This window comes from Pedobacter insulae, from assembly GCF_900113525.1.
In the GTDB taxonomy this organism is placed as follows: Bacteria; Bacteroidota; Bacteroidia; order Sphingobacteriales; family Sphingobacteriaceae; genus Pedobacter; species Pedobacter insulae.
The window spans coordinates 466,973-490,574 of record NZ_FOPP01000003.1 but is presented as its reverse complement, the minus strand read 5'-3'; the positions used below and the strand labels follow the sequence as shown (position 1 = coordinate 490,574).

37 protein-coding genes are annotated in these 23,602 nt (G+C 37.9%); 34 read left to right on the top strand and 3 right to left on the bottom strand.

The genetic code is table 11. The features are described from left to right. Nucleotides 1–72: 72 nt before the first annotated feature. On the bottom strand, nt 73–963 hold the full coding sequence (locus BM207_RS07510) for an IS3 family transposase (RefSeq protein WP_090992497.1): 891 nt from the start codon (nt 961–963) through the stop codon (nt 73–75). Nucleotides 964–992: 29 nt separating this feature from the next. After that, nucleotides 993–1,358, bottom strand: coding sequence for a transposase (locus tag BM207_RS07505; protein ID WP_090994450.1), 366 nt, complete (start codon nt 1,356–1,358; stop codon nt 993–995). Nucleotides 1,359–2,338: 980 nt separating this feature from the next. On the opposite strand from BM207_RS07505, the gene rpsL reads away from it, so the two are divergent. From rpsL to rpsJ, 4 genes are all read left to right on the top strand, one after another. Then, complete coding sequence (gene rpsL / locus BM207_RS07495; protein WP_010599925.1) at nt 2,339–2,752, top strand: 30S ribosomal protein S12; 414 nt, start codon at nt 2,339–2,341, stop codon at nt 2,750–2,752. A gap of 16 nt (nt 2,753–2,768) precedes the next feature. Then, nucleotides 2,769–3,236, top strand: a complete 468-nt coding sequence (rpsG, locus tag BM207_RS07490) for a 30S ribosomal protein S7 (RefSeq protein ID WP_090992941.1) — start codon at nt 2,769–2,771, stop codon at nt 3,234–3,236. A 19-nt stretch (nt 3,237–3,255) separates the two neighbouring features. Beyond that, nucleotides 3,256–5,370 carry an elongation factor G gene (gene fusA, locus BM207_RS07485; RefSeq protein ID WP_090992940.1) on the top strand — a complete coding sequence of 705 codons (2,115 nt, stop codon included), beginning with the start codon at nt 3,256–3,258 and terminating at the stop codon, nt 5,368–5,370. A gap of 61 nt (nt 5,371–5,431) precedes the next feature. Then, nucleotides 5,432–5,737 carry a 30S ribosomal protein S10 gene (gene rpsJ, locus BM207_RS07480; RefSeq protein WP_008244591.1) on the top strand — a complete coding sequence of 102 codons (306 nt, stop codon included), beginning with the start codon at nt 5,432–5,434 and terminating at the stop codon, nt 5,735–5,737. Between the two features lie 51 nt (nt 5,738–5,788). Here the strand turns inward: rpsJ and BM207_RS07475 are convergent, their stop codons facing one another. Further along, the gene (locus BM207_RS07475; protein ID WP_090992939.1) at nt 5,789–6,496 is read right to left on the bottom strand and encodes a hypothetical protein; all 708 of its coding nucleotides are present in this window, start codon (nt 6,494–6,496) and stop codon (nt 5,789–5,791) included. Nucleotides 6,497–6,635: 139 nt separating this feature from the next. Between BM207_RS07475 and BM207_RS07470 the strand changes: the two genes are divergently transcribed. The 30 genes from BM207_RS07470 to secY all read left to right on the top strand — a co-directional run bounded on the left by BM207_RS07470 (nt 6,636) and on the right by secY (nt 23,565). Beyond that, on the top strand, nt 6,636–7,358 hold the full coding sequence (locus BM207_RS07470; RefSeq protein ID WP_090992938.1) for an SDR family oxidoreductase: 723 nt from the start codon (nt 6,636–6,638) through the stop codon (nt 7,356–7,358). Between the two features lie 3 nt (nt 7,359–7,361). After that, nucleotides 7,362–7,907 carry a hotdog family protein gene (locus BM207_RS07465; RefSeq protein ID WP_090992937.1) on the top strand — a complete coding sequence of 182 codons (546 nt, stop codon included), beginning with the start codon at nt 7,362–7,364 and terminating at the stop codon, nt 7,905–7,907. A gap of 10 nt (nt 7,908–7,917) precedes the next feature. Then, nucleotides 7,918–8,178, top strand: a complete 261-nt coding sequence (locus BM207_RS07460) for a phosphopantetheine-binding protein (protein ID WP_090992936.1) — start codon at nt 7,918–7,920, stop codon at nt 8,176–8,178. Continuing rightward, nucleotides 8,178–9,527, top strand: a complete 1,350-nt coding sequence (locus BM207_RS07455) for a beta-ketoacyl-[acyl-carrier-protein] synthase family protein (RefSeq protein ID WP_090992935.1) — start codon at nt 8,178–8,180, stop codon at nt 9,525–9,527. The genes BM207_RS07460 and BM207_RS07455 overlap by 1 nt, the downstream gene beginning before the upstream one ends. 3 nt (nt 9,528–9,530) lie before the next feature. Next, nucleotides 9,531–10,340, top strand: coding sequence for an enoyl-ACP reductase FabI (locus BM207_RS07450; RefSeq protein WP_090992934.1), 810 nt, complete (start codon nt 9,531–9,533; stop codon nt 10,338–10,340). Nucleotides 10,341–10,356: 16 nt separating this feature from the next. Next, nucleotides 10,357–10,734: a holo-ACP synthase gene (locus tag BM207_RS07445; RefSeq protein WP_177217078.1), complete on the top strand. Its 378-nt coding sequence runs from the start codon at nt 10,357–10,359 to the stop codon at nt 10,732–10,734. After that, complete coding sequence (locus tag BM207_RS19445; RefSeq protein ID WP_394332966.1) at nt 10,688–11,404, top strand: lysophospholipid acyltransferase family protein; 717 nt, start codon at nt 10,688–10,690, stop codon at nt 11,402–11,404. Before BM207_RS07445 ends, BM207_RS19445 begins: the two co-directional genes overlap by 47 nt. 104 nt (nt 11,405–11,508) lie before the next feature. Continuing rightward, nucleotides 11,509–12,345, top strand: coding sequence for a sulfite exporter TauE/SafE family protein (locus BM207_RS07435; RefSeq protein ID WP_090992931.1), 837 nt, complete (start codon nt 11,509–11,511; stop codon nt 12,343–12,345). Further along, nucleotides 12,342–12,737 carry a DUF1634 domain-containing protein gene (locus tag BM207_RS07430; RefSeq protein ID WP_090992930.1) on the top strand — a complete coding sequence of 132 codons (396 nt, stop codon included), beginning with the start codon at nt 12,342–12,344 and terminating at the stop codon, nt 12,735–12,737. The genes BM207_RS07435 and BM207_RS07430 overlap by 4 nt, the downstream gene beginning before the upstream one ends. A 311-nt stretch (nt 12,738–13,048) precedes the next feature. After that, nucleotides 13,049–13,666, top strand: a complete 618-nt coding sequence (gene rplC / locus BM207_RS07425; RefSeq protein ID WP_090992973.1) for a 50S ribosomal protein L3 — start codon at nt 13,049–13,051, stop codon at nt 13,664–13,666. Between the two features lie 4 nt (nt 13,667–13,670). After that, nucleotides 13,671–14,300 carry a 50S ribosomal protein L4 gene (gene rplD, locus BM207_RS07420; RefSeq protein WP_090992929.1) on the top strand — a complete coding sequence of 210 codons (630 nt, stop codon included), beginning with the start codon at nt 13,671–13,673 and terminating at the stop codon, nt 14,298–14,300. Between the two features lies 1 nt (nt 14,301). Next, nucleotides 14,302–14,592, top strand: coding sequence for a 50S ribosomal protein L23 (gene rplW / locus BM207_RS07415; protein WP_090992928.1), 291 nt, complete (start codon nt 14,302–14,304; stop codon nt 14,590–14,592). 19 nt (nt 14,593–14,611) lie between these two features. After that, entirely contained in the window at nt 14,612–15,436 is an 825-nt protein-coding gene (gene rplB, locus BM207_RS07410) for a 50S ribosomal protein L2 (protein WP_090992927.1), read from the top strand. Next, nucleotides 15,436–15,702 (top strand): 30S ribosomal protein S19, encoded by a 267-nt coding sequence (gene rpsS / locus BM207_RS07405; protein WP_055130480.1) that lies wholly within the window; start codon nt 15,436–15,438, stop codon nt 15,700–15,702. The genes rplB and rpsS overlap by 1 nt, the downstream gene beginning before the upstream one ends. 7 nt (nt 15,703–15,709) lie before the next feature. Beyond that, nucleotides 15,710–16,072 (top strand): 50S ribosomal protein L22, encoded by a 363-nt coding sequence (gene rplV, locus BM207_RS07400; protein WP_090992926.1) that lies wholly within the window; start codon nt 15,710–15,712, stop codon nt 16,070–16,072. Nucleotides 16,073–16,077: 5 nt separating this feature from the next. Further along, nucleotides 16,078–16,920 carry a 30S ribosomal protein S3 gene (gene rpsC, locus BM207_RS07395; RefSeq protein WP_090992925.1) on the top strand — a complete coding sequence of 281 codons (843 nt, stop codon included), beginning with the start codon at nt 16,078–16,080 and terminating at the stop codon, nt 16,918–16,920. A gap of 34 nt (nt 16,921–16,954) precedes the next feature. After that, nucleotides 16,955–17,377, top strand: coding sequence for a 50S ribosomal protein L16 (gene rplP, locus BM207_RS07390; protein WP_090992924.1), 423 nt, complete (start codon nt 16,955–16,957; stop codon nt 17,375–17,377). 72 nt (nt 17,378–17,449) lie between these two features. Further along, the gene (gene rpmC, locus BM207_RS07385) at nt 17,450–17,659 is read left to right on the top strand and encodes a 50S ribosomal protein L29 (protein WP_090992923.1); all 210 of its coding nucleotides are present in this window, start codon (nt 17,450–17,452) and stop codon (nt 17,657–17,659) included. A 13-nt stretch (nt 17,660–17,672) separates the two neighbouring features. Next, entirely contained in the window at nt 17,673–17,927 is a 255-nt protein-coding gene (rpsQ, locus tag BM207_RS07380) for a 30S ribosomal protein S17 (RefSeq protein ID WP_055130475.1), read from the top strand. 1 nt (nt 17,928) lies between these two features. Next, nucleotides 17,929–18,297, top strand: a complete 369-nt coding sequence (gene rplN, locus BM207_RS07375; protein ID WP_041878524.1) for a 50S ribosomal protein L14 — start codon at nt 17,929–17,931, stop codon at nt 18,295–18,297. A 1-nt stretch (nt 18,298) separates the two neighbouring features. Further along, nucleotides 18,299–18,637: a 50S ribosomal protein L24 gene (gene rplX / locus BM207_RS07370; RefSeq protein ID WP_090992922.1), complete on the top strand. Its 339-nt coding sequence runs from the start codon at nt 18,299–18,301 to the stop codon at nt 18,635–18,637. Then, nucleotides 18,637–19,203, top strand: a complete 567-nt coding sequence (gene rplE, locus BM207_RS07365; RefSeq protein ID WP_090992921.1) for a 50S ribosomal protein L5 — start codon at nt 18,637–18,639, stop codon at nt 19,201–19,203. Before rplX ends, rplE begins: the two co-directional genes overlap by 1 nt. Then, the gene (gene rpsN / locus BM207_RS07360) at nt 19,203–19,472 is read left to right on the top strand and encodes a 30S ribosomal protein S14 (RefSeq protein ID WP_090992920.1); all 270 of its coding nucleotides are present in this window, start codon (nt 19,203–19,205) and stop codon (nt 19,470–19,472) included. The genes rplE and rpsN overlap by 1 nt, the downstream gene beginning before the upstream one ends. Before the next feature lie 153 nt (nt 19,473–19,625). Then, complete coding sequence (rpsH, locus tag BM207_RS07355) at nt 19,626–20,024, top strand: 30S ribosomal protein S8 (RefSeq protein ID WP_090992919.1); 399 nt, start codon at nt 19,626–19,628, stop codon at nt 20,022–20,024. 18 nt (nt 20,025–20,042) lie between these two features. After that, nucleotides 20,043–20,600 (top strand): 50S ribosomal protein L6, encoded by a 558-nt coding sequence (gene rplF, locus BM207_RS07350; RefSeq protein WP_090992918.1) that lies wholly within the window; start codon nt 20,043–20,045, stop codon nt 20,598–20,600. Between the two features lie 5 nt (nt 20,601–20,605). Next, complete coding sequence (gene rplR / locus BM207_RS07345; RefSeq protein WP_090992917.1) at nt 20,606–20,959, top strand: 50S ribosomal protein L18; 354 nt, start codon at nt 20,606–20,608, stop codon at nt 20,957–20,959. 18 nt (nt 20,960–20,977) lie between these two features. Further along, nucleotides 20,978–21,496 carry a 30S ribosomal protein S5 gene (gene rpsE / locus BM207_RS07340; protein WP_090992916.1) on the top strand — a complete coding sequence of 173 codons (519 nt, stop codon included), beginning with the start codon at nt 20,978–20,980 and terminating at the stop codon, nt 21,494–21,496. Nucleotides 21,497–21,500: 4 nt separating this feature from the next. After that, complete coding sequence (gene rpmD / locus BM207_RS07335) at nt 21,501–21,680, top strand: 50S ribosomal protein L30 (protein WP_090992915.1); 180 nt, start codon at nt 21,501–21,503, stop codon at nt 21,678–21,680. 97 nt (nt 21,681–21,777) lie between these two features. Continuing rightward, a complete protein-coding gene (rplO, locus tag BM207_RS07330) occupies nt 21,778–22,224 on the top strand; it encodes a 50S ribosomal protein L15 (RefSeq protein WP_090992914.1) in 447 nt (148 codons plus the stop codon). Nucleotides 22,225–22,227: 3 nt separating this feature from the next. Next, nucleotides 22,228–23,565, top strand: a complete 1,338-nt coding sequence (gene secY / locus BM207_RS07325; protein WP_090992913.1) for a preprotein translocase subunit SecY — start codon at nt 22,228–22,230, stop codon at nt 23,563–23,565. The last annotated feature ends 37 nt before the right edge of the window (nt 23,566–23,602 follow it).

Genomic DNA, 23,602 nt, shown 5'->3' with positions numbered 1-23,602 from the left:
TGTCTTCTACTAATATAGGTTTACAGTTGGTCTGATACGGGTTTCCCTTTACAGTTTTGGAAGGGTTAATAATTATAAAGTTAATAGTTTTTTATTAGTTCTTTTATACTTTTTCCTACAGTTCTTCCACCGCTTGATTAACGGTTCCTTAGTTGTATGCGCTACAGTTGGTGTGAGGTAATTACAGCTCATGTGGGGTCGAAGATGATTATAGGATTCAATACTCTTGGTTACTTCCAACATTGCCTGGGTTCTGGATTGAAATACCCTATTAAGCTTGAACTCTGTTTTAAGAATCCCATTTATTCTTTCGGCTATGGGGTTTTCGTATGCTTCTCCGTTTTCGGTCATACTAATGGAAATATCATTATTTCGAAGCAATGATGTGTAATCATAGCTGCAGTATTGCACACCCCTGTCGGAGTGATGGATCAGCGGAGCCTCCGAGTTTCGATCTTTAAGGGCCATTTTCAGCGCATTCACCGATCCTTGGGCATTCAGATAAGAATGAAGGCAATAGCCCATGATTTTTCTTGAATAGGCATCGGTAATCAGCGAAAGGTAATTGAAATCGTAACCTATGCAAATATAAGTGATGTCAGAGACCCATAACTGGTTACTACGGACTATCTCCATCTCCTTTATCAAATTGGGATATCGTCTAAACCAATGATTGGACTGGGTTGTCCTGGGGCTTCTTCTTTTTCTATCTATCAAAAGCTTGTGTTTCCCCAAAATGGTATAAAGCTTATCTCTTCCAATTTTTATCCCATGGCTCTGAAAGGGCGTATAAAGGCACTTATAGAGCTTATGACCTCCCAATCCCGGGAGCTCCCTGCGAACCTGATGGACCATCTCAATGACGATTTCTTCCTGCTCCTCCTGCCGGGAGTAATGCCTGAGATGATCATAATATGCTTGTCGGCTCTTACCAAACAGTCTACAAAGTGGCCCGACGCCCATCCTTGTAATGCGTTTCTCCTTGATCAGCTTTACTGTTTGGTACCACCCTTTTTTCTAATGGGAACTTTGTGCGCCTTTTCAGCATGGTCAATCATAGAGTTCAGACCGTAGATAAGTACATTGGCCTTCTCCAATGCCTTCTCCAGATCCTTTATCCGATTCTTCAGCTCAGCGGCATCTTTAGTCTTTGGCTTTTCCATAGGAGCTAAAGTTACGGCTCCTTTCTCTAATTTCTTCTTGTACAAATTAATCCAGTTGGTGAGGATGTAGGTATTTGCCACACCGTACTTTTTAGCTACTTCTTCTTTTGAATAGTTCTGGTAAACAACCAGCTCTACCAATTTTTCCTTAAGTTCTTCAGGATAATCAAATCTTGCAATTGCTTCTTCTTTCATTGACAGTGAATGGTGTATCCAAAAAAACTGTAAAGCTATAGACGGATAAGACACTTCGGGATTACTACTGGATTGCCATATCATTTCTATACCTATCCTATACCTATCCTATAGTTCCGCTATACCTTTTCTATAGTGATTGTATAGCTGTAGGTATAGAAAAGCTATGCAAAAAGTATAGAAACACTATGCCGGGTACTTCGCAATCTCGAAGAGAGTCAGTAGCGGTGTCATGCTCCAGCTGACATTTAGTGACAATCGATGACATTCGGTGCCAAAATGCTAATAATTCTCTTGATCTCGATAGATTTGTTAACAGGTACCCATCGATTGTTCTTTGAAAGTTGATTTAAAAATTTAAGGTTTACTGGCGTTGTAAGATTTAATAAATGCGATTAGATTAAGATCTGTAAACTCTTCGCTAGCTTTTATACGTTCGGCAAGGTCTTTATTTCGTCCAAAAAATTGATCGACGCAAAACACCCACCAAAAAAAAGTTTTAAATATTTCTTTAAAGTTAATAATCGCTAAAAAAGGTTTGATTCGGATCAAGTTCAAAAGTTGTGGAATCAGGAATATAATTAATTTATTATAGCTATATACGGATAAGACAATTGTTTTCACATTCGGTCCACCTATTATCCACGTTTTCTGACCCGAATAACACCCGAAAACGACTCGAACGCGACTCGAAGCTGTTACGGCTCTTTTAAGAAAGCTGGGACGAATGCTTCTTAATCATTTCCCGAACGCTACTCGATAAGTTCTCGAAACACATCAATATTTAACTTGTCGAATAAAATCTGTGGATAATCCTTGTTCTTTGATACTTAATCTTTTGTACTCGAAAAAAATCTCTCCCAATCCCTTGATTATCAAAAATTAAGTTCGTACTTTTGCAGTCCCTTAATGTGGCCTCGTTGTAGGCTGGCCGTTAAGGCAGTTTTTAAATTAAAAATAGCAAAAACAAAAAGCAAGAAATGCCAACCATTCAACAATTAGTTAGAAAAGGTAGAGTAGCACTGGAGTTCAAGAGTAAGTCTCCGGCGTTGGACAGTTGTCCACAGCGAAGAGGTGTATGTACACGTGTATATACTACTACCCCTAAAAAACCAAACTCAGCAATGCGTAAAGTTGCCCGTGTACGTTTAACCAATGGAAAAGAGGTGAATGCCTATATTCCTGGAGAAGGTCACAACTTACAAGAGCACTCAATCGTGTTAATTCGTGGTGGTCGTGTTAAAGATTTACCAGGTGTACGTTATCACATCATTCGTGGTGCATTAGATACATCAGGTGTAGCTGGTCGTAACCAACGTCGTAGTAAATATGGTACTAAGCGTCCTAAACCAGGACAAGCAGCTGCAGCACCAGCAAAAGGTAAGAAAAAATAATTAGGAGGAAACAGAAATGAGAAAATCAAAACCAAAAAAGAGAATTATTCTTCCTGATCCTAAGTTTAACGATGTTCAGGTTACAAGATTTGTAAATAATATGATGTTCGATGGAAAAAAATCTATCGCTTACGCTATTTTTTATGATGCAGTAGAATTAGCTGAGAAAAAAGCTGGAGAGAATGGATTAGAAGTATTTAAACGTGCTTTAGCGAATATATCACCAGCAGTAGAGGTTAAATCTCGTCGTGTAGGTGGTGCAAACTTCCAAGTGCCAACAGAGGTAAGACCAGACCGTAAAATTGCTTTAGGCATGAAATGGTTAATCAATTACGCTCGCAAACGTGGTGAAAAAACCATGAAAGAAAAATTAGCTGGAGAAATGGTTTCAGCAGCTAAAGGCGAAGGTGCAGCAGTTAAAAAGAAAGAAGATACGCATAAAATGGCCGAGGCTAACAAAGCGTTCTCACACTTTAGATTCTAATTAAGAGAAATCATTTAAGATGTCAAGAGATTTAAAATATACAAGAAATATCGGAATCGCTGCTCACATTGATGCGGGTAAAACTACAACAACTGAGCGTATTCTTTATTATGCTGGTGTAAGTCACAAAATTGGAGAGGTACACGAAGGTGCTGCAACAATGGACTGGATGGCGCAAGAGCAAGAGCGTGGTATTACCATTACTTCTGCTGCTACAACAGTTAATTGGAACTACAGAGGTAGCAAATACCACATTAACATTATCGATACACCTGGACACGTAGATTTTACCGTAGAGGTAAATCGTTCATTACGTGTATTAGATGGTTTAGTGTTCTTGTTTTCAGCAGTTGATGGTGTTGAGCCTCAATCTGAAACTAACTGGCGTTTAGCTAACAACTATAATGTTGCCCGTATTGGTTTCGTTAACAAAATGGACCGTTCTGGAGCAGATTTCTTAAAAGTTGTTAAACAAGTTAAAGATATGTTAGGTAGTAATGCAGTTCCATTGCAATTGCCTATCGGTTCTGAAGATTCATTTAAAGGTGTGGTTGATTTAATCAACAACCGTGGTATCGTTTGGAATGAGCATGATAAAGGTATGACCTTTACTGAAGTGCCAATTCCTGAAGATATGTTAGATGAGGTTGCTGAATGGAGAGAGAAATTACTAGAATCAGTTGCTGATTATGATGAGACTTTGATGGAGAAATTCTTCGAAGATCCAAACTCAATCACTGAGCGTGAAATTTTAGATGCTTTACGTGCAGCTGTTTTAGATGCTAAAATCGTTCCTATGGTTTGTGGTTCATCTTTCAAAAACAAAGGTGTACAAACTATGCTTGATTATGTGATGGAATTATTGCCTTCTCCTATGGATAGCGAAGGTATTACTGGAACCCACCCAGATACAGGTGAGGAAATTACCTTAAAACCTTCTGAAAAAGAGCCTTTTGCAGCTTTAGCATTTAAAATTGCAACCGATCCATTCGTAGGTCGTTTATGTTTTATCCGTGTATATTCAGGTAACCTTGAAGCAGGTTCATACGTTTACAATGCTCGTTCTGAAAACAAAGAACGTATTTCTCGTATCTTCCAAATGCATGCAAACAAGCAAAACCCAATCCCTAACGTAGGTGCTGGTGATATTGCTGCGGTTGTAGGTTTTAAAGATATCAAAACTGGAGATACACTTTGTGAAGAGAAAAACCCAATCATTCTTGAGTCCATGAACTTCCCTGAGCCGGTAATTGGTTTAGCAATTGAGCCTAAAACTCAGGCCGACGTTGATAAATTAGGTATGGCTTTAGGTAAACTAGCTGAAGAAGATCCTACATTTAGAGTGCAAACTGACGAAGAAACTGGTCAAACAGTAATTTCAGGTATGGGTGAGCTTCACTTAGATATTTTAATTGATCGTTTAAAACGTGAATTTAAAGTAGAGGTTAACCAAGGTGCACCACAAGTTGCTTACAAAGAGGCTATTTTTGGTACAACTCAACATCGTGAAACATATAAAAAACAATCTGGTGGTCGTGGTAAATTTGCGGACATCCAAGTTGTTATTTCTCCAATTGATGCTGATTACGAAAAAGGTGGTTTACAGTTTGTGAATGAAATCACAGGTGGTTCAATCCCTCGTGAGTTTATCCCTTCAGTAGAAAAAGGTTTTGCATCAGCAATGGCGAATGGTGTGTTAGCAGGTTACCCACTTCCTGACATGAAAGTTCGTTTAATTGATGGTTCATTCCACGCGGTCGATTCAGATGCATTGTCATTTGAGCTTGCAGCTAGAATGGCATACCGTGAAGCATTACCAAAATGTAAGCCTACATTGATGGAGCCTATCATGAAAATCGAGATCTTAACCCCTGAAGAAAACATGGGTGATGTAATCGGTGACATGAACCGTCGTCGTGGTCAACTTTTAGGAATGGACACGCGTGCTGGGTCTCAAGTAATTAAAGCAACTGTTCCTTTATCAGAAATGTTTGGTTATGTAACTCAGTTACGTACAATCACTTCTGGACGTGCAACTTCAACAATGGAATTTGACCACTATGAAGCAGCACCGAAAAACGTACAAGACGAGGTAATTGCCAAATCAAAAGGTAAAGTTAAGTCGGAAGACTAATAAAAATAAACCGGTCCCTTGTTATTAATAGCTCTAACAAGGGATCATAATTTAAAATAAGATGAGCCAAAGAATTAGAATTAAGTTAAAATCATACGATTACAACTTAGTAGATAAATCTGCTGAGAAAATCGTTAAAACTGTAAAACCTACGGGTGCAGTAGTTAGCGGACCAATTCCGTTGCCAACAGAAAAGAAAATCTTCACTGTTTTGCGTTCACCACACGTAAACAAAAAAGCACGTGAGCAGTTTCAATTATGTGCTTATAAACGTCTATTAGATATTTATAGCTCTAACTCAAAAACAGTTGACGCTTTAATGAAACTTGAATTACCTAGCGGTGTTGAAGTTGAAATCAAAGTTTAATGATGATAACATACAAAAAAGCCTTTCGAATTTCGGAAGGCTTTTTTTGTTTTAGCCCCTTCCTCGTAATTCTTCCACAATATTACGCTCATCTTGTAGTTCGCGTGCCAGTTTGCGCTGCTGCTCATTGCTCTTTACCTTATAAGCCTGGTATTCATTAAAAACATCATCATACAGCTGTGTTCTATGTTTAGCTTCCTGGATGTTTTTCGACGATCGGCCAATCACGGCTAATAGTGAAATGGCCAAAACAGTTATAATCGACCAAACAATCATGTGATAATTGCCTTTAGTGAAAGAAAATCCTAATAAACTAATCTCGTCTGCTTTTACGGTACTATTATTTAAAGCAGCTTCTTTTTCACTTACTTTCGTTTGTAAGCTCCCAACTGTTCTTGTTTGTTCCGCTAATTTAGCCTTCGTATCAGCTAACGCTATCCCTTCTTTACGCAATGTGTCGGTAACACTTTTCCATACCGAAGCCAATCTAGCAGGATTAATTAACTTATAACCATTTACAGTTTTTGAACGAGATAACATAAATTGATATTGTCCATTTAAACTGAAGTCGGTATTTTTTACTGTGTCAATGTTAGCAGATGTTCGAACTCTATACGACCCGCGTGTGCCTAATTTTTTTACTGGTGTTTGATAGTTTTTAACGGAGACTTGTTGCGCATTGGGTGTAATTTGAGCTTGAATAGCTGAAATAAACATTCCAACAATTATAATCGTTGTAAGAAATAACTTTTGTATCATAACAAATAAGGATTGTTGATTAAACAATTATAGTGAAAATATGCCGCTAGAAAAAAATTAGTTCGCCCTTAGTCCCGCCAGCGTGTTGAAATTATCAGAAAAAACATTAAATTTATCGCGTTTACACATTATCTCTTATATGGCTATCAAGAAGGTACTGATAACTGGCGCAAGTCGAGGAATCGGTTTGGCAATAGCGAATAAGCTAGCAAATCAATACGAACTTATTTTACATGCCACAAATGAGCAAAGTTTTACAACGCCTATCCCAAATAGTTCGATTATAAGTGCCGATTTTTCAGATCCAGAGCAAGTAACGGTCTTTTGCAAAAGGTTAAAAAAAGAGCATGGTGATGAACTTTATGCCATCATCAATAATGCGGGTGTTACGCTCGATAATTCTATCATCTTTCAGAGTGAAAAAGATATCGATAAAATGCTCAATGTTAATCTAAAAGCACCGATTATGATTTGCAAAACTGCCATGAAAATCTTTAATGTGAGAAAAAAAGGCGTTATTATCAATGTCGGTTCGGTGATCGGGGAAACTGGCAATGCCTTCCAGTCCATTTATGCCGCTACGAAGGCAGGTTTAGTAGCTTTTTCTAAATCTTTAGCCAAAGAGGCTGCTGCACTAAATGACGAACATGAAATTAGGGTACTCAGTATTGCGCCAGGATTTATTGCAACCGATATGACCAGCAAATTGCCAGAAGTAGAGAAACAGAAGTATTTTAATGCAATTGCAGCAAAAAGATATGGGAAAGTAGAGGAAGTTGCCGAATTGGTTTCTTTTTTGCTCTCAGAACAAAGCGCATATATCAATGGTACGAATATCCATATTAATGGAGGGCTTTTTTAACAGATGAATAAGATAGGCGATACCCTCGTTGGGATGGACCCGGCAGTTGTGATGATACATGGGCCAAGTAAACTTTTGATCGATACCTATCATTGGCATCAACCTGGTGTAGGGGTGGTGGCCAGTTATTCTCCAAATGAGCAAGATGTAAAAGACCATTTTGGCGTTTTTAGAGGCGTAGATATGATTGAAGCATTTGCACAGGCTACCGGTGGATCATGTTCTGCTTTTGCCCAATGTGTGAAGATGGGAATTGATTTTGATGAGCTTAGACGAACATTTATTCCATTATTCTTAAATATAGGGCAAGTTAATTTTCATAACTTCCTTAAGGTAGGGGATGTTATGGTAAGTGTTGGGCAAATAAAGTTTTATAAATTTAGGCAAATGGTATGCGAAGGAAGGGTTTATAAGGTATCGAAAGAACTCGACTTAACAGCTTACTTTAAGGATTATACTAAAGAACAATTTTTGGCTTACGAACTGAGTAATGAGTTTGTGCAAGTCGCTGAATTATTTGAAATAACAGGCAAAGCAGTAAAAAAATAAAATAATTTTAATGGAAAGAACGGAAATATTAGCAGGTTTGGTAGAAATACTTAAAACGGTAAGAATGATAGATCAGGATAAATTAGCCTTTATCACTGAGGATACAGATTTTATTGCGGATCTTAAAACACCATCTACTGAAATGATTAACATCGCTGCCAAAGCAGAACAGAAATTCGATATCGAATTTGACGATGATGATATTGACGACCTTGGTTCGAAGGTGAAAGATATTATTGATTTAATAGTAGCTACAAAAGAAAGAGATTAATGGAAGTCGCCGGGAGAAAAGTTGCCATTGTTGGTATGGGAGGAGCATTCCCAGCTTGTAAGGACATAACCATGTTTGAACAAAATCTTTTCGCTGGAGAAAGTTTAATCAGAACTTGGGAGGAAACCAAAGCTTTTGGCAAAAATATTAGGTCAAATGTTTCAGGTTACATTTCGGAGCAGGAAATGGACCTCGAAGCTATTTATTCAACCCTTATTGAGGGATATCCAGAAACTTACATCGACCACTTAGGGAGAATTCCAGACGCTAATCTTGCAACTGCAGATGTGGGAAGCATTTGGGCAATGTTAGGCTCCCAAGATGCGATAAAAATGGCTGGATGGAATACAGCGGAAGTACACTCTGCACAAACCGGGGTAGTGATGGGCTCCGGGAGCGCTGGTAATACAGTTCTTCGCACTGCTTGGAATAGTTTTTATGAAAAAGGCCAAAAAACAAGATTGGCTGGTTCTCATGCTGTGGATAGATCTATGGTTTACCGTGAAGCGGCAAACGTGTCGTGCCTTATCAAAAATAGAGGTGTTTGTGAAGCCATTGGTTCAGCATGTGCAACTGGTTTAGGCAATATTGGTTATGCTTACAGATTAATTAAGTATGGTATTCAAGATCGCATTTTAGCTGGCGGAATTGAAGCTACTTCTTTAGAATCTTTCATCGGTTTCGATGCGATGCAAGTGCTTAGCAAAGGTTTTAGTCCCGCGGAAAGCTCTAGACCTTTTGATGTTGATAGAAATGGTTTCGTGTGCTCATTTGGATGTGGCATAATTGCGCTCGAAGAATATGAAATGGCTAAGGCAAGAGGAGCGAAAATTCTTGCGGTAATTGATAATTACTTCAATAACTCTGATGGTGATGGAAATATGTTCTTCCCTTCTTTTGCTGGCCAAAAGCGTTTGTGGGAAGGGCTGTTGGCCGGCCATGTCATTAAACCAGAAGTTGTGAAAGTTCACGGAACTTCTACACCAGCTGGCGATGCGATAGAATTACTGAGTGTTGTAGACGTTATGGGAGAAAGTGGATACCATATTTCTGCCCCAAAATCTCAATTAGGCCATATGTTAGGCGCAGCTGGTGCAGTTGAGCTGATCACCGCCGTTTTAATGCTTGAGCAGCAAAAAGTTTTACCTTGCCTTAATTCGAATAATTTTAATCAGGAGTTAGAGCCATTCCAAAACACGCCAGATTGGGACGGCCCCATGAATCCCATCAATCATTATAAACACCTTATTTCGTCGCAGACGGTTGAAAAGGAAATTAATCAAATCGTTTGTTTAAATTATGGTTTTGGTGGTACAAACAGTGCAATGTCAATTTCTAAACACGATTAAGAAATGATAAATAACAAAGATAAAGTTGCAGTAATATTTGGAGTGAGAAACGATCGTTCCATCGCTTATGATATTGCGTTGAAATTGCATCAATCTGGTTGTAAAATTGCAGTGGGCTATGTTGAAGATACCAAGGAAGACGTATTGTACCTGCTCCAACAACTTGGTGTATCAAATCAGTTAGCAGCACCTGTTGACGTGAGGGATGAAGGACAAATTAAAGATTTTCTAACAAAGGTACACAAGGAATTAGGCCCTATAGATTATTTATTGCACGGTGTAGCCTATGGAAGTCAGGCAGTAATCTGCAATACTTTACCTGGCAGCGATGCCCCTGCTCCATCCTATATCGATATTCCTTTTGAAGATCTGATGGATTCTTTTAATATTAGTGCTTATTCACTCTTACGCATCGCTAGAGTTGCTGAACCCTTGTTGGCAGACAACGCATCTATCCTAACTTTAACTTATAATGCTTCCCAACGTGTTATTCCTGGATATGCAGGTATGTCTATCAACAAAGCCGCTTTAGAAAACATGGTGCTTTATCTGGCAGATTATTTCAGGGCTAAAAAAGTAAGAGTAAACGCACTTTCACCCGGACTAGTCATGACAACTTCAGCTGGAGGGATTAATGGGGTAAGAAAAATCAGGAAAATTGGAAAGCTCACAGCACCGCTTGGCAATATTGACTCGGACGATGTAGGCAATGCTGCTTTGTACTATTTCTCCAATCTTTCTACTAAAATAACTGGAAATATCCATTTTGTTGACGGTGGTTTCCATGTGATGGGGGTGTCGATAGATGAATGAGGAATTGCTGAGGTCAATGGAATTGCCTTCGGCTATAAGAAATTTCGCAGTAGGAAATGATTTGGTTTCCGTATCAGCATTTAAAGAAACATTCAATGAACTGTTTGAACAGAAGGTTTATACCGTAAATGAAATTGCCTATTGCAAGTTGTTTGCCGATCCATTGTTGAGATATGCTGCTACTTGGGCGGCAAAAGAAGCAGTTTATAAAGCATTAAAACAAGTCGATCACACTTTGCTGAGCTTTAAAAAGATTGAAATCATTCGGAATAAGATAGGCGGCACGCCAATAGTTAAGGTGCACCATCAACCCAAAAAACCAGTTCAAATTAGTTTATCGATTTCTCATGATGGCGATTACGCATGGGCAATTGCAATCGTGGAGCTATTATAGTTTTTTTATGATTATTAAAGGTAGACCGCTCAACTCATTCTTTTTGAAATTAGCAACTTCGCTGATCACATTCTTTTTGAGACGGAAATTTAATAAGTTGATCATTAAAGATGTAGAGATCAAGCCAGATCATTCTTACCTGCTAATGTGCAATCATTTTAGCTTTCTCGATGGGTTTCTTGCCTTTTATTTGTGTAGGAAAGTTTTTTTTCAAGACAACAAAATGAAGCGGCTCCATATTATGTCTCTAAGGAAACAAATGGAGAACAATAAATGGTTGAAATATTGTGGTGCTTTTTCAATCGATCCACGCAAGCGCTCCATGAAGGAAAGTTTTGAATATGCTGCTGAATTGCTTTCCCAACCGGGCAATCTCTTGCTTTTCTATCCACAAGGCAATTTGGAAAGCAGCCACATTCGAGAAATTCATTTTGAAGACGGGATCAATCAGATTATTCCTCAAATTAAAGGAAAATGCCAATTGATTTGGAGCAGTAACCTAATAGAGTATTTTGAAAGTGTGAAACCCTCCATGTATTTTAATATGCTCGATTGTGGTATGGCTAAAGACTATGATTTTCAATCCATTAAAGGGAGGATAAATTCGCACCATAGGCAAGCCATTGAGCAGCACTTTAGATTTACGAAGGAACATCTTCCGAGTGCATGATAGAAGATTTTATGGAACGGGTATAGAATTTCGACTTTGTCTATAGGCTTTATTTAATTGTTTTTTGTTCCTGTTTGATGAATTAAGTATTTTATCTTTGCGCGATGACGGTATTACTTTTTACCTTAATTGTATTAATTGGCGCTTTTCTGGCAGGCTTACTGGGCTCCTTAACTGGTTTAGGTGGGGGAGTAATCATCATTCCATTATTAACTTTAGGTTTAGGCGTCGACATTCATTATGCAATTGGCGCATCCATTATTTCTGTGATTGCCACCTCATCTGGTTCTGCAGCTGCCTATGTGAAAGAAGGCATCACCAATGTTAGGATAGGGATGTTCTTAGAAATCGCAACTACAATAAGCGCCATAGTAGGGGTGGTTATTGCTACGGCCATCAAGGCGGATTATATCATTGTTATTTTTGGGGTTATTTTATTGTTTTCAGCATTTATGATGCTGAAGAAAAAAGTAGATCATTCAAATAACGAACAGACTAGCATACTAGCTAATTATTTTAAGTTAAATGGAAGTTATCCTACCGAAGGAGGTTTGAAACAATATGCCGTTCACCATGTAGTAGGTGGGTTCGCCATGATGTTTGTAGCCGGAACTTTATCGGGGCTCCTCGGCATAGGCTCGGGAGCGTTAAAAGTGATTGGCATGGATAACATCATGAAAATACCATTTAAAGTTTCGACAACCACTAGTAACTTCATGATAGGTGTTACCGCTGCAGCTAGTGCCTTGGTCTATTTACATAAAGGGCAGATAGATCCCGTTATAGCAATGCCCGTTACCTTAGGGGTAATTTGTGGCGCAACCATAGGTGCCAAAATATTAATTAGAACAAAAACGGATAAACTCAAAATTGTTTTTGCTGTTGTGGTTACTTTTCTGGCTTTACAAATGATTTATAAGGGATTAACTGGAAACGCATGAGCAAGGAGATTAAGCATTATTTAGGGGATAAAGATGTGCAGGTTATTTTGGGCACGTTGTTACGAGTGGGTGTTATCGTTTCTACAAGTATTGTTTTAATCGGGGGAATTATTTTTATGAGTTCCCATACGCAAGCTGTTGTATCTTTTGAGCATTTTAAACCCGAAGAAGCCAAATTCTCGTCGATTGCCGACATCCTTTTTGGGGTAAGAAGTTTTGACGGACTGGCCATCATTCAGTTTGGTGTTTTATTATTAATCTTCACGCCCATTGCTAGAGTCGTATTTTCGATTTTCAGTTTCTTAATGGAAAAGGATTACATGTATGTGCTTATTGGTTTAATAGTACTTTGCGTAATTATTGCCAGTTTGTATCTGGATGTAACCCATTAAACAAGTGTAATTTTTTGCCACTTCCTTCAGAATTTCTACGGATAAGATTCGGAAAGTACTATCCAACGATAGGGAAAGAGCTGCAAATAGTGTTTATATGGGAAGAATAGAACTTTAAGAACCTGCTAAAATTACGTTTTCGGGTATTGTGCTGGTTCATAGAAAAATAAATGCAATTATTTGAAATTATTTTTAGCTAACTATTTGAAAATTAATAATTCTTGCCTATCTTTGCCGTCCCTTAGCAGGGATGTATATCCACCTTGAACGAAGCCCTACTGCTTCGATGGGTGTTAAATTTAAAAAAGAAAATGTCAGGTATTATTGGAAAAAAAGTAGGAATGACCAGCATTTTTGACGCCGACGGAAGGAATATTCCTTGTACGGTGATCGAAGCTGGACCTTGTGTTGTAACACAAGTTAAGACCGAAGAAAAAGATGGTTATGTATCCGTTCAATTAGGATATGATGAGGCCAAAGAGAAAAACACTACACAGCCTTTGAAAGGTCACTTTGCGAAAGCAAGCACAACTCCAAAACGCAAGTTGGTTGAATTTGAGCAGTTTGAAACTTCTGTAAGCTTAGGCGATACAGTAACTGTAAACATTTTTAACGAAGGCGATTTTGTTGATGTGGTTGGTACTTCAAAAGGTAAGGGTTTTCAAGGTGTAGTTAAGCGTCATGGTTTTGGTGGTGTGGGTGGTCAAACTCACGGTCAGCATAACAGATTGCGTGCACCAGGTTCATTAGGTGCTGCGTCTTATCCAGCTCGTGTATTTAAAGGTATGCGTATGGCTGGAAGAACAGGTGGCGACAGGGTAAAAATTCAAAACTTACAAGTGTTGAAAGTTTATGCTGAGCAAAATCTTGTGGTAGTTAGCGGTTCCATTCCAGGAGCTAAAGGTTCTTACGTAATCTTAGATAAGTAAGCAGATGGAAGTTAAAGTAGTAAACATTTCAGGAAAAGAGACAGGTGCCAAGGTGCAGCTTTCTGAGGCGGTATTTGGTATCCAACCAAGTGACCATGCGATTTATTTAGATGTTAAGCAGTATTTGGCTAATCAACGTCAGGGTACGCATAAATCTAAGCAACGTAATGAGATTGCAGGTTCAACCCGTAAATTATACAAACAAAAAGGTACTGGCGGTGCACGTGCCGGAAGCATTAAATCTCCATTGTTCAATGGTGGTGGTCGTGTTTTTGGTCCGCAACCAAGAGATTACAGTTTTAAATTGAATAAGAAATTAAAATCATTAGCACGTAAATCAGCTTTAGCTTATAAAGCAATTGATAACAATGTGGTAGTATTAGAAGATTTTACTTTTGACAACATTAAAACTAAAAACTATCTCAATTTGGTGAATGCATTAAATTTAGCCGGAGAGAAAACATTATTAGTTTTACCTGCACAAAATAATAATATCTATTTATCAAGCAGAAACATTCAGAAAGCTAAAGTTATTACTGCAGCAGATTTAAATACATATGATGTATTAAATGCGGGCAAACTTTTGTTAACTGCAGATTCGCTTAAAACATTGGAGGAGGCATTTGCCAAGTAATATGGAGATTTTACAAAAACCAATATTAACTGAGAAAGCTTCTGCATTAACTGAAAAAGCTAATCGTTTTACTTTTAGAGTAGATCATAGAGCAAATAAGTTGCAGATCAAAGCTGCCATCGAGAAAATGTATGGTGTTAACATCGTAGCATTGAATACAATGGTAGTGGATGGTAAAGCTAAATCAAGAAACACTAAAGGTGGTTTAGTGTCGGGACGTAGTCCGAAATACAAAAAAGCTATTGTTACCTTGAAAGATGGTGAAACAATAGATTATTACGCAAATATTTAATACGAATATATTTATAACTATGGGCTTAAGAAAATTTAAACCAGTCACTCCGGGAACCCGTTTTAGGGTAGGCGCAAGCTTTTCGGAGATTACAGCAACCAAGCCCGAAAAATCATTGGTTGTATCTTCTAAGAAATCGGGAGGTCGTAACAATACAGGAAAGATGACAATGCGCTACATGGGCGGTGGTCACAAAAAATCTTATCGTTTAATTGATTTTAAACGTGATAAGTTTGATATTCCTGCAACAGTAGCTACTGTTGAATACGATCCAAACCGTACTGCACGTATTGCATTATTGCATTACGCTGATGGTGAGAAGCGCTACATTATTGCACCTGAAGGGCTGCAAGTAGGACAAACTGTGCTTTCGGGTGACAAAGCTACTCCAGAAGTAGGAAACACTTTAACGTTGGCAAACATCCCTTTGGGATCTATTGTACACAATTTGGAAATTCATCCTGGTAAAGGTGCTCAATTGGCACGTAGTGCAGGTGCTTATGCACAGCTTGCAGCTAGAGATGGTAAATATGCAACCATAAAAATGCCATCAGGTGAGGTAAGATCTATCTTAATTACTTGTTTAGCAACAATTGGTGCAGTATCTAACTCGGATCACGCGAATGAAGTATTAGGTAAAGCAGGCCGTAGCCGTTGGTTAGGTCGTCGTCCTAGAACTCGTCCAGTAGCGATGAACCCTGTGGATCACCCAATGGGTGGTGGTGAAGGTCGCTCTTCAGGAGGTCAGCCTCGTTCAAGAAACGGAGTTTACTCGAAAGGCTTCAAAACCCGCTCACTTAAAAAATACTCAAATCGTTTCATCATAGAGAAAAGGAAGAAATAATGGCTCGTTCGATAAAAAAAGGACCTTATATTGACCATAACGTAGAGAAGAAAGTAGTCTCTATGAATGATTCAGGCAAGAAGTCTGTGATCAAAACTTGGTCTCGTAGATCAATGATATCACCAGATTTTGTTGGTCATACATTTGCAGTACATAACGGTAATAAATTTATTCCGGTATACGTAACAGAAAACATGGTTGGTCACAAGCTGGGAGAGTTTGCTCCAACCAGAACATTTAGGGGTCACTCTGATAAGAAAAAATAATTAAGAGATGGAAGCATTAGCGAAATTAAACAATTGTCCAACCTCACCACGTAAAATGCGTTTGGTTGTAGATCTAATCAGAGGTGAGCGTGTTGAGAAAGCATTAAGCATTTTGAAATTTACCAATAAAGAAGCAGCAATTAGAGTTGAGAAACTTTTGTTATCTGCAATTAAAAATTGGGAAGCTAAAAATGAAGGTTCTCGCCCTGAGGAAAACCAATTATACGTGAAAACGATAATGGTAGGCGGTGGTCGTCAGCTGAAAAGACTTAGACCAGCACCACAAGGTCGTGGTTACAGAATACGTAAGCGTTCAAACCATGTAACCTTGGTAGTAGATAGTAAAAACGTTGAAACAAAAACTAATTAACAGAAATGGGACAAAAAGCACATCCAATAGGTAACAGATTAGGAATCATCAGAGGATGGGATTCTAATTGGTTCGGAGGCAACAACTATGCTGATAAATTAGTTGAAGACGAAAAAATAAGAAAATACCTTTCAGCTCGTATTGCAAAAGGTGGAGTAGCGAAAGTAGTAATTGAGCGTACGTTAAAACGTATTACAGTAACTATCCATACAGCTCGTCCAGGTATTGTAATCGGTAAAGCTGGTCAAGAGGTGGATAAAATCAAAGAAGAGTTAAAGAAATTGACTAAGAAGGAAATTCAAATTAACATCTTTGAGATTAAACGTCCTGAACTTGATGCACAATTAGTGGCGGAAGGTGTTGCAAAACAACTAGAGGCTAGGATCTCTTTCCGTAGAGCGATGAAATCTACTATCGCATCAACTATGCGTATGGGTGCAGAAGGTATCAAGATAATGACTTCAGGTCGTTTAGGTGGTGCTGAGATGGCTCGTAACGAACAGTATAAAGAAGGAAGAATTCCTTTGCATACTTTCCGTGCAGATATTGACTATGCATTAGCAGAAGCTTTAACTACTTATGGTAAAATAGGTGTTAAAGTATGGATCTGTAAAGGTGAAGTTTACGGTAAACGTGATCTTTCTCCAAACATCGGTGCTGCGAGCAATGCTCCAGGTAAAGGTGGCGACAGACCTCAAGGTGCTTTTGGTGGCCGTGATGGCGGTAGAGATAACAGAGGCGGTGGAGACAGAAGGAATGACAAACGCCCAGGTGGTGGTCGTCCGGGTCAAGGCGGCGCTGGAAGAGATAATAAAGGTGGTGGTGCCAATAGAGGTCCACGCAAATAGTTAACAGATCGTTTAACGATAATATTAAAATAAAATGTTACAGCCAAAAAGAACGAAGTTCAGAAAGATGCAAAAGGGCAGAATGAAAGGTTTAGCAACTCGTGGTGCTGAATTATCATTCGGTTCTTTCGGGATTAAATCTTTAGAGGCAACTTGGATTACAAGTCGCCAGATAGAGGCAGCCCGTATTGCGGTAACTCGTTTCATGAAACGTGAAGGTCAAGTTTGGATTAGAATTTTCCCGGATAAACCGGTAACTAAAAAACCAGCTGAGGTACGTATGGGTAAAGGTAAAGGTGCTCCAGAATATTGGGTAGCTGTTGTTAGACCCGGACGTATTATTTTTGAAGCAGAAGGTGTTCCTTTAGAAATTGCTAAAGAAGCATTAAGATTAGCCGCTCAGAAATTACCAATTCAAACAAAATTTGTAGTACGTAGAGATTACGTAGAAGCATAAAAAAGTTTAGGGATCAATGTTGTAAATGACTTGTTGTTACAACCGCTAGACCCGAACATAAAAATTAATAAAATGAAGAACTCAGAAATCATAGGGCTTTCAAAAGAAGAACTAGTAGCTAAGATTGCAGAAGAAAAAGAAAACTTGGTAAAGTTAAAATTTGCACACACAATTTCGGCTATAGAAAATCCTACCCGTATCACTAAGGTAAGAAAAGACATTGCCCGATTAACTACTGAATTGACTAAGCTGAAAGCGCAGTCTGCAACTGAAACTAAATAACTTTAGAGTCGAAATGGAAAGACAATTAAGAAAAACAAGAACCGGGTTGGTGGTAAGCAACAAAATGGATAAGTCTGTTGTTGTGGCGGTTGAGCGTAAAGTGAAACACCCGATTTATGGTAAGTTTGTTAAGAAAACTACCAAATTTATGGCTCACGACGAGAAAAATGAGTGCGGTATCGGTGATACGGTATTGATACAAGAAACCCGTCCGCTGAGTAAAAACAAGAACTGGAGATTGGTACAAATTTTAGAAAGAGCTAAATAAGATGGTACAACAGGAATCACGATTAAACGTAGCCGACAATAGCGGCGCAAAACAAGTATTGGTTATCCGTGTACTTGGCGGGACTGGCAAAAGATATGCTTCTATAGGTGACAAAATTGTTGTTACTGTAAAAAGCGCTTTGCCATCTGGTAACATTAAAAAAGGAACAGTTTCTAAAGCAGTTGTAGTAAGAACTAAAAAAGAAATCAGACGTAAGGATGGTTCTTATATTCGTTTTGACGACAATGCAGCTGTATTGTTAAATGCACAGGACGAACCACGTGGTACACGTATTTTTGGCCCGGTAGCGAGAGAACTGCGTGAAAAACAATTCATGAAAATTGTATCATTAGCACCGGAGGTATTATAATATGAAAAATAAAGTAACACAAGCCAAAGTAAAGATCCGTAAAGGAGATTTAGTAAAGGTGATCGCTGGCGATTCAAAAGGCCAACAAGGTAAAGTACAGGAAGTAATTGTTGCTAAAAACAGAATTATTGTAGAAGGTATTAACCTTGTGTCAAAACATACAAAACCAAATGCTGCTACACCAAATGGTGGTATTATTAAAAAAGAGGCTGCTCTTCATATTTCTAACGTACAGTTAGTTGATCCTAAAACAGGTAAAACTACCCGTGTTGGCCGTAAATTAAACGCTGACGGAAAATTAGTTAGAGTTGCTAAAATATCAGGGGAGGAGATCAAATAATGGCATACGTACCAAGATTAAAAAGTAAATATAAAGAGGAAATTGTAACTGCTCTTAAAGATAAGTTCAATTACAAAAGCGTAATGCAGGTTCCTAAATTAGAGAAAATTGCCATTAACCAAGGTGTTGGCCGTTATTCTGTAACAGATAAAAAAGTTATGGATAGCTCTATTCTAGAAATGTCGACCATTGCTGGTCAGCAAGCTGTAGGTGCTAAATCTAAAAAAGATATCTCAAACTTTAAATTACGTAAAGGTATGCCGGTAGGTGTACGTGTAACTTTACGCGATAATAACATGTATGAGTTTTTAGATCGATTAATTTCCGTAGCTTTGCCACGTATTAGAGATTTCAAAGGAATCAATGATAAAGGTTTCGATGGAAAAGGTAATTATACTTTAGGTATTACTGAGCAAATTATCTTCCCGGAGATTAACATTGATAAAATCAACAAGATTTTAGGTATGGATATTACTTTTGTAACGTCTGCTACCAATGATGTTGAAGCATTGGAACTTTTAAAACAATTTGGATTACCATTTAAAAATCAAAAAACAGAGCAATAATGGCAAAAGAAGGTGTAAAAGCTCGCGAAATTAAGCGCCAAAAATTGGTTGCTAAATATGCAGATAAGCGTGCGGAATTAAAAGCTGCAGGCGATTACGAAGGATTAGATAAGTTACCAAAAAACTCATCTGCTGTACGTTTACACAACCGTTGTAAATTAACTGGCCGTCCTCGTGGATATATGCGTACTTTCGGTATCTCTAGGGTTACTTTCCGTGAGATGGCTTTAGAAGGCAAAATACCAGGAGTGAGAAAAGCTTCTTGGTAGTAAAATAGTATTTAGTACTTAGTATATAGTAGTTAGATTTAATTATCTAAGTACTATATACTATTGTCTTTATACTCCAAAAGAGAATTTTAACCGATAGCAGGTCTAAATGCCGGGTGGCATTGCTGAAACCACTATCACAAATCAATAATAATGAATACAGATCCAATAGCAGATTATCTTACAAGAGTAAGAAATGCCATTAAGGCAAATCACAGAATTGTAGAGATCCCTGCTTCTAACCTAAAAAAGGAAATTACGAAAGTACTTTTTGACAAAGGTTACATTGCAAACTACAAGTTTGAAGACACAACCGTTCAAGGTGTGATTAAAATTGCGTTAAAATATAATGCAATTACTAAAATCTCGGCTATCCGTACGTTAACACGTATCAGCAAACCAGGTTTAAGACAATATGCTGGTGTAGATAATATGCCAAGAGTATTAAATGGTTTAGGTATCGCAATCTTATCTACTTCTAAAGGTGTAATGACCGATAAGGAAGCAGCCAAATTAAACATTGGCGGTGAGGTATTGTGTCACGTTTATTAATTAAAGGAGGATAGCACAATGTCAAGAATAGGAAAAAACCCGATTAATGTACCTGCAGGAGTAACAATTACGGTATCTAAAGATAACGTAGTAACTGTAAAAGGTCCTAAAGGAGAATTAACTCAAGCGGTAGATACAGATATCATCATCGATCAGGAAGATGGTATATTAACCGTGAAACGTCCGTCAGAACAAAAAAGACATAAAGCCTTACACGGTTTATATCGTTCTTTAATCAATAATATGGTTGTTGGTGTTACAGATGGTTTTAAAATCGAACAAGAATTAGTAGGTGTGGGTTACCGTGCTACTAACCAAGGTAATACTTTGGATCTAGTTTTAGGTTATTCTCACCACTATGTATTCCAATTGCCGGAAGAAATTAAAGTAACCACCACATCAGAAAAAGGTCAAACTCCTAAAATCATTTTAGAAAGTATTGACAAGCAATTGATTGGCCAGGTAGCAGCGAAAATCCGCTCGTTACGTGCACCAGAGCCTTACAAAGGTAAAGGTATCAAGTTTGTTGGTGAAGTGTTAAGAAGAAAAGCAGGTAAATCAGCTTCTAAAAAATAATCAAAATGGCAGGAAAAAAATTATCTCGTAGAGATCGTATAAAAAAAGGTATCAGAAAAAGACTTACAGGTTCTGAAAGCCGTCCACGTTTATCAGTTTATAGAAGCAATAAAGGTATTTATGCTCAAATCATTAACGATGTAACTGGTAGTACAATAGTTTCAGCATCATCTTTATCTAAAGATTTTACTGGTAAAGGAAACAAATCGGAGCAGTCTGTTGCAGTAGGTAAATTAGTTGCCGAGAAAGCAATTGCAGCTGGTGTAAAAGAAGTTGTTTTCGATAGAAATGGTTATTTATACCATGGTCGTGTTAAATCGTTGGCAGAAGGTGCTCGCGAAGCTGGTTTAGTATTTTAATCTAAGAAATAGGATAAGATGTCAACTATCAATATAAAAAGAGTTAAGACTAGCGAAATCGAATTGAAAGATCGATTGGTTAGCATACAACGTGTTGCCAAAGTAACCAAAGGAGGTCGTACTTTCAGCTTTTCAGCTATCGTAGTTGTAGGTGATGAGAACGGAGTTGTTGGTTATGGTTTAGGTAAAGCGAAAGAGGTTACAGAAGCGATTGCTAAAGGAATTGATGATGCAAAAAAGAACTTAGTAAAAGTTCCAATTTTACATGGTACGGTTCCTCATGAGCAAATCGGTAAATTTTCTGGAGGTTTCGTTCTAATTAAGCCTGCAGCTGTAGGTACCGGTGTAATTGCTGGTGGTGCAATGCGTGCTGTATTAGAGAGTGCTGGTATTCATAACGTATTAGCAAAATCAAAAGGTTCATCAAATCCACACAACGTGGTAAAAGCAACAGTAGATGCTTTAACTAAAATGCGTGATGCTTATACAGTAGCTCAGCACCGTGGTGTAGATTTAAATAAAGTTTTTAACGGATAATATCATGGCTAAAATAAAAATAACCCAAATTAAAAGCATTATCGATAGAAGCGAACGCCAAAAGAGAACAATGAAAGCTTTAGGTTTAACAAAAATGAACCAAAGTGTAGAAGTTGAGGCTAACGCTGCCATTATTGGGATGGTTAGAAAAGTTAATCACTTAGTAGCGATTGAAGCTATATAAATTTTAAGAATCTGTTCCGACAAAATCGGAACAGGTTTATTTATTTACCGTTGTCCCTGATTAGTGAAAGCGAAGGGGCAGCACAACAAGTTTAAAAATGAACTTAAGTAATTTAAAACCTGCAAAAGGGTCTGTTAAAAAGGTTAAAAGAATTGGACGTGGTCAAGGTTCTGGTCGTGGTGGAACATCTACCCGTGGTCATAAAGGAGCAGGTTCACGTTCTGGTCACTCAACTAAAATTGGTTTTGAAGGTGGTCAGATGCCATTACAACGTCGTGTGCCTAAAGTAGGTTTCAAACCTATTAACCGTACTGAATATGTTGGTGTAAACTTAGATGTTCTTCAGAATTTAGCGGAGAAGTTTAATTTAACCAGCATCGACTTTGCTGCTATACAAGAGCATGGTTTAGCTTCTAAAAATGACTTGGTAAAAATCTTGGGTCGTGGCGAAGTTAAAGCTAAATTAGAAGTTACAGCTCACGCTTTTTCTGCAACTGCACAGAAAGCTATCGAAGCTGCTGGAGGCTCAATCGTAAAATTGTAATTAATGAAGAAGCTATTTACTACTTTAAGTAATATTTGGAAAATTCAAGAATTGAAAGAACGTATTTTATTTACGTTAATGATTCTTGTAATTTACAGGTTCGTTTGTCAAGTGGTTCTACCAGGTGTAGATCCAGCTCAGTTAGTTAATACTGAAAAGAGCGGCATTTTAGGTTTATTAGATATGTTTGCAGGGGGTGCTTTCTCAAAAGTATCTATTCTTGCGTTAGGTGTGATGCCTTATATCTCTGCCTCAATTGTTGTTCAATTATTAGGTATTGCTGTACCTTCTTTCCAAAAAATGCAAAAAGAAGGAGAGAGTGGCAGAAAAAAATTAACTCAAATTACGCGTTATCTAACTGTAGCTATTACAGCGGTACAAGCAATTGGTTATGTTAAAACTCAGGTTCCTGAAGCAGCTATATTAATTGATCACACTATGTTTTATGTGTTATCAGGATTTGTATTAACTGCAGGTACTTTATTTGTAATGTGGCTAGGTGAAAAAATCACTGATAAGGGAATTGGAAATGGTACTTCAATCATCATCATGGTTGGTATTATCGCTCGTTTACCTATCGCTTTAAAGCAAGAAATTGAATCAAGATTTACTGGTAATTCAGGAGGATTGATTATGCTTGTTTTAGAGATCGTTGCTTTATTTGCTGTAGTAATGTTCACTATTCTAATTGTACAAGGAGTGCGCAAAGTGCCTGTACAATATGCGAAACGCATTGTAGGGAACAAACAAGTTGGTGGAGTAAGACAGTATATTCCATTAAAAGTGAATGCAGCTGGTGTTATGCCAATCATTTTTGCCCAGGCTTTAATGTTTATTCCAAATGCCTTAATTGGCGTGTTTCCTAAATTACAGGATAGTTGGTTACACCAATATAGTGATATCACTTCTGTTACTTACAGTTTAACATTTGCATTTTTAATTATTGCGTTTACGTTTTTCTATACCGCGATCACTGTTAATCCAACGCAAATGTCTGATGATATGAAGAAAAATGGAGGTTTTATTCCGGGTATTAAGCCAGGTTTAGCTACTTCAACTTTCATTGACGATGTGATTTCTAAGATTACTTTCCCAGGATCGTTGTTCTTGGCAATTATTGCGATCTTGCCTTCATTAGCTGTAAAATTTGGTATTCAACAAGAATTTGCACAATTTTTTGGTGGTACTTCATTATTAATTTTAGTGGGTGTAGTATTAGATACTTTACAGCAAATCGAAAGTTATCTATTAATGCGTCATTATGATGGTTTAATGAAAACAGGAAGAGTTACCGGACGCACAGGAATTCCTGCTGCTGGTGGAAGTACTGCAGCATTATAATTAGCTAATTAACAAATTGGCTAATTAGCTAATTATC

What these genes read in the sequence shown, in the direction of transcription:
- BM207_RS07510 (WP_090992497.1), bottom strand. Translation starts at nt 963, where the DNA reads ATGGGCGTCGGGCCACTTTGTAGACTGTTTGGTAAGAGCCGACAAGCA.
- BM207_RS07505 (WP_090994450.1), bottom strand. Translation starts at nt 1,358, where the DNA reads ATGAAAGAAGAAGCAATTGCAAGATTTGATTATCCTGAAGAACTTAAG.
- rpsL (WP_010599925.1), top strand. Translation starts at nt 2,339, where the DNA reads ATGCCAACCATTCAACAATTAGTTAGAAAAGGTAGAGTAGCACTGGAG.
- rpsG (WP_090992941.1), top strand. Translation starts at nt 2,769, where the DNA reads ATGAGAAAATCAAAACCAAAAAAGAGAATTATTCTTCCTGATCCTAAG.
- fusA (WP_090992940.1), top strand. Translation starts at nt 3,256, where the DNA reads ATGTCAAGAGATTTAAAATATACAAGAAATATCGGAATCGCTGCTCAC.
- rpsJ (WP_008244591.1), top strand. Translation starts at nt 5,432, where the DNA reads ATGAGCCAAAGAATTAGAATTAAGTTAAAATCATACGATTACAACTTA.
- BM207_RS07475 (WP_090992939.1), bottom strand. Translation starts at nt 6,496, where the DNA reads ATGATACAAAAGTTATTTCTTACAACGATTATAATTGTTGGAATGTTT.
- BM207_RS07470 (WP_090992938.1), top strand. Translation starts at nt 6,636, where the DNA reads ATGGCTATCAAGAAGGTACTGATAACTGGCGCAAGTCGAGGAATCGGT.
- BM207_RS07465 (WP_090992937.1), top strand. Translation starts at nt 7,362, where the DNA reads ATGAATAAGATAGGCGATACCCTCGTTGGGATGGACCCGGCAGTTGTG.
- BM207_RS07460 (WP_090992936.1), top strand. Translation starts at nt 7,918, where the DNA reads ATGGAAAGAACGGAAATATTAGCAGGTTTGGTAGAAATACTTAAAACG.
- BM207_RS07455 (WP_090992935.1), top strand. Translation starts at nt 8,178, where the DNA reads ATGGAAGTCGCCGGGAGAAAAGTTGCCATTGTTGGTATGGGAGGAGCA.
- BM207_RS07450 (WP_090992934.1), top strand. Translation starts at nt 9,531, where the DNA reads ATGATAAATAACAAAGATAAAGTTGCAGTAATATTTGGAGTGAGAAAC.
- BM207_RS07445 (WP_177217078.1), top strand. Translation starts at nt 10,357, where the DNA reads ATGGAATTGCCTTCGGCTATAAGAAATTTCGCAGTAGGAAATGATTTG.
- BM207_RS19445 (WP_394332966.1), top strand. Translation starts at nt 10,688, where the DNA reads ATGATGGCGATTACGCATGGGCAATTGCAATCGTGGAGCTATTATAGT.
- BM207_RS07435 (WP_090992931.1), top strand. Translation starts at nt 11,509, where the DNA reads ATGACGGTATTACTTTTTACCTTAATTGTATTAATTGGCGCTTTTCTG.
- BM207_RS07430 (WP_090992930.1), top strand. Translation starts at nt 12,342, where the DNA reads ATGAGCAAGGAGATTAAGCATTATTTAGGGGATAAAGATGTGCAGGTT.
- rplC (WP_090992973.1), top strand. Translation starts at nt 13,049, where the DNA reads ATGTCAGGTATTATTGGAAAAAAAGTAGGAATGACCAGCATTTTTGAC.
- rplD (WP_090992929.1), top strand. Translation starts at nt 13,671, where the DNA reads ATGGAAGTTAAAGTAGTAAACATTTCAGGAAAAGAGACAGGTGCCAAG.
- rplW (WP_090992928.1), top strand. Translation starts at nt 14,302, where the DNA reads ATGGAGATTTTACAAAAACCAATATTAACTGAGAAAGCTTCTGCATTA.
- rplB (WP_090992927.1), top strand. Translation starts at nt 14,612, where the DNA reads ATGGGCTTAAGAAAATTTAAACCAGTCACTCCGGGAACCCGTTTTAGG.
- rpsS (WP_055130480.1), top strand. Translation starts at nt 15,436, where the DNA reads ATGGCTCGTTCGATAAAAAAAGGACCTTATATTGACCATAACGTAGAG.
- rplV (WP_090992926.1), top strand. Translation starts at nt 15,710, where the DNA reads ATGGAAGCATTAGCGAAATTAAACAATTGTCCAACCTCACCACGTAAA.
- rpsC (WP_090992925.1), top strand. Translation starts at nt 16,078, where the DNA reads ATGGGACAAAAAGCACATCCAATAGGTAACAGATTAGGAATCATCAGA.
- rplP (WP_090992924.1), top strand. Translation starts at nt 16,955, where the DNA reads ATGTTACAGCCAAAAAGAACGAAGTTCAGAAAGATGCAAAAGGGCAGA.
- rpmC (WP_090992923.1), top strand. Translation starts at nt 17,450, where the DNA reads ATGAAGAACTCAGAAATCATAGGGCTTTCAAAAGAAGAACTAGTAGCT.
- rpsQ (WP_055130475.1), top strand. Translation starts at nt 17,673, where the DNA reads ATGGAAAGACAATTAAGAAAAACAAGAACCGGGTTGGTGGTAAGCAAC.
- rplN (WP_041878524.1), top strand. Translation starts at nt 17,929, where the DNA reads ATGGTACAACAGGAATCACGATTAAACGTAGCCGACAATAGCGGCGCA.
- rplX (WP_090992922.1), top strand. Translation starts at nt 18,299, where the DNA reads ATGAAAAATAAAGTAACACAAGCCAAAGTAAAGATCCGTAAAGGAGAT.
- rplE (WP_090992921.1), top strand. Translation starts at nt 18,637, where the DNA reads ATGGCATACGTACCAAGATTAAAAAGTAAATATAAAGAGGAAATTGTA.
- rpsN (WP_090992920.1), top strand. Translation starts at nt 19,203, where the DNA reads ATGGCAAAAGAAGGTGTAAAAGCTCGCGAAATTAAGCGCCAAAAATTG.
- rpsH (WP_090992919.1), top strand. Translation starts at nt 19,626, where the DNA reads ATGAATACAGATCCAATAGCAGATTATCTTACAAGAGTAAGAAATGCC.
- rplF (WP_090992918.1), top strand. Translation starts at nt 20,043, where the DNA reads ATGTCAAGAATAGGAAAAAACCCGATTAATGTACCTGCAGGAGTAACA.
- rplR (WP_090992917.1), top strand. Translation starts at nt 20,606, where the DNA reads ATGGCAGGAAAAAAATTATCTCGTAGAGATCGTATAAAAAAAGGTATC.
- rpsE (WP_090992916.1), top strand. Translation starts at nt 20,978, where the DNA reads ATGTCAACTATCAATATAAAAAGAGTTAAGACTAGCGAAATCGAATTG.
- rpmD (WP_090992915.1), top strand. Translation starts at nt 21,501, where the DNA reads ATGGCTAAAATAAAAATAACCCAAATTAAAAGCATTATCGATAGAAGC.
- rplO (WP_090992914.1), top strand. Translation starts at nt 21,778, where the DNA reads ATGAACTTAAGTAATTTAAAACCTGCAAAAGGGTCTGTTAAAAAGGTT.
- secY (WP_090992913.1), top strand. Translation starts at nt 22,228, where the DNA reads ATGAAGAAGCTATTTACTACTTTAAGTAATATTTGGAAAATTCAAGAA.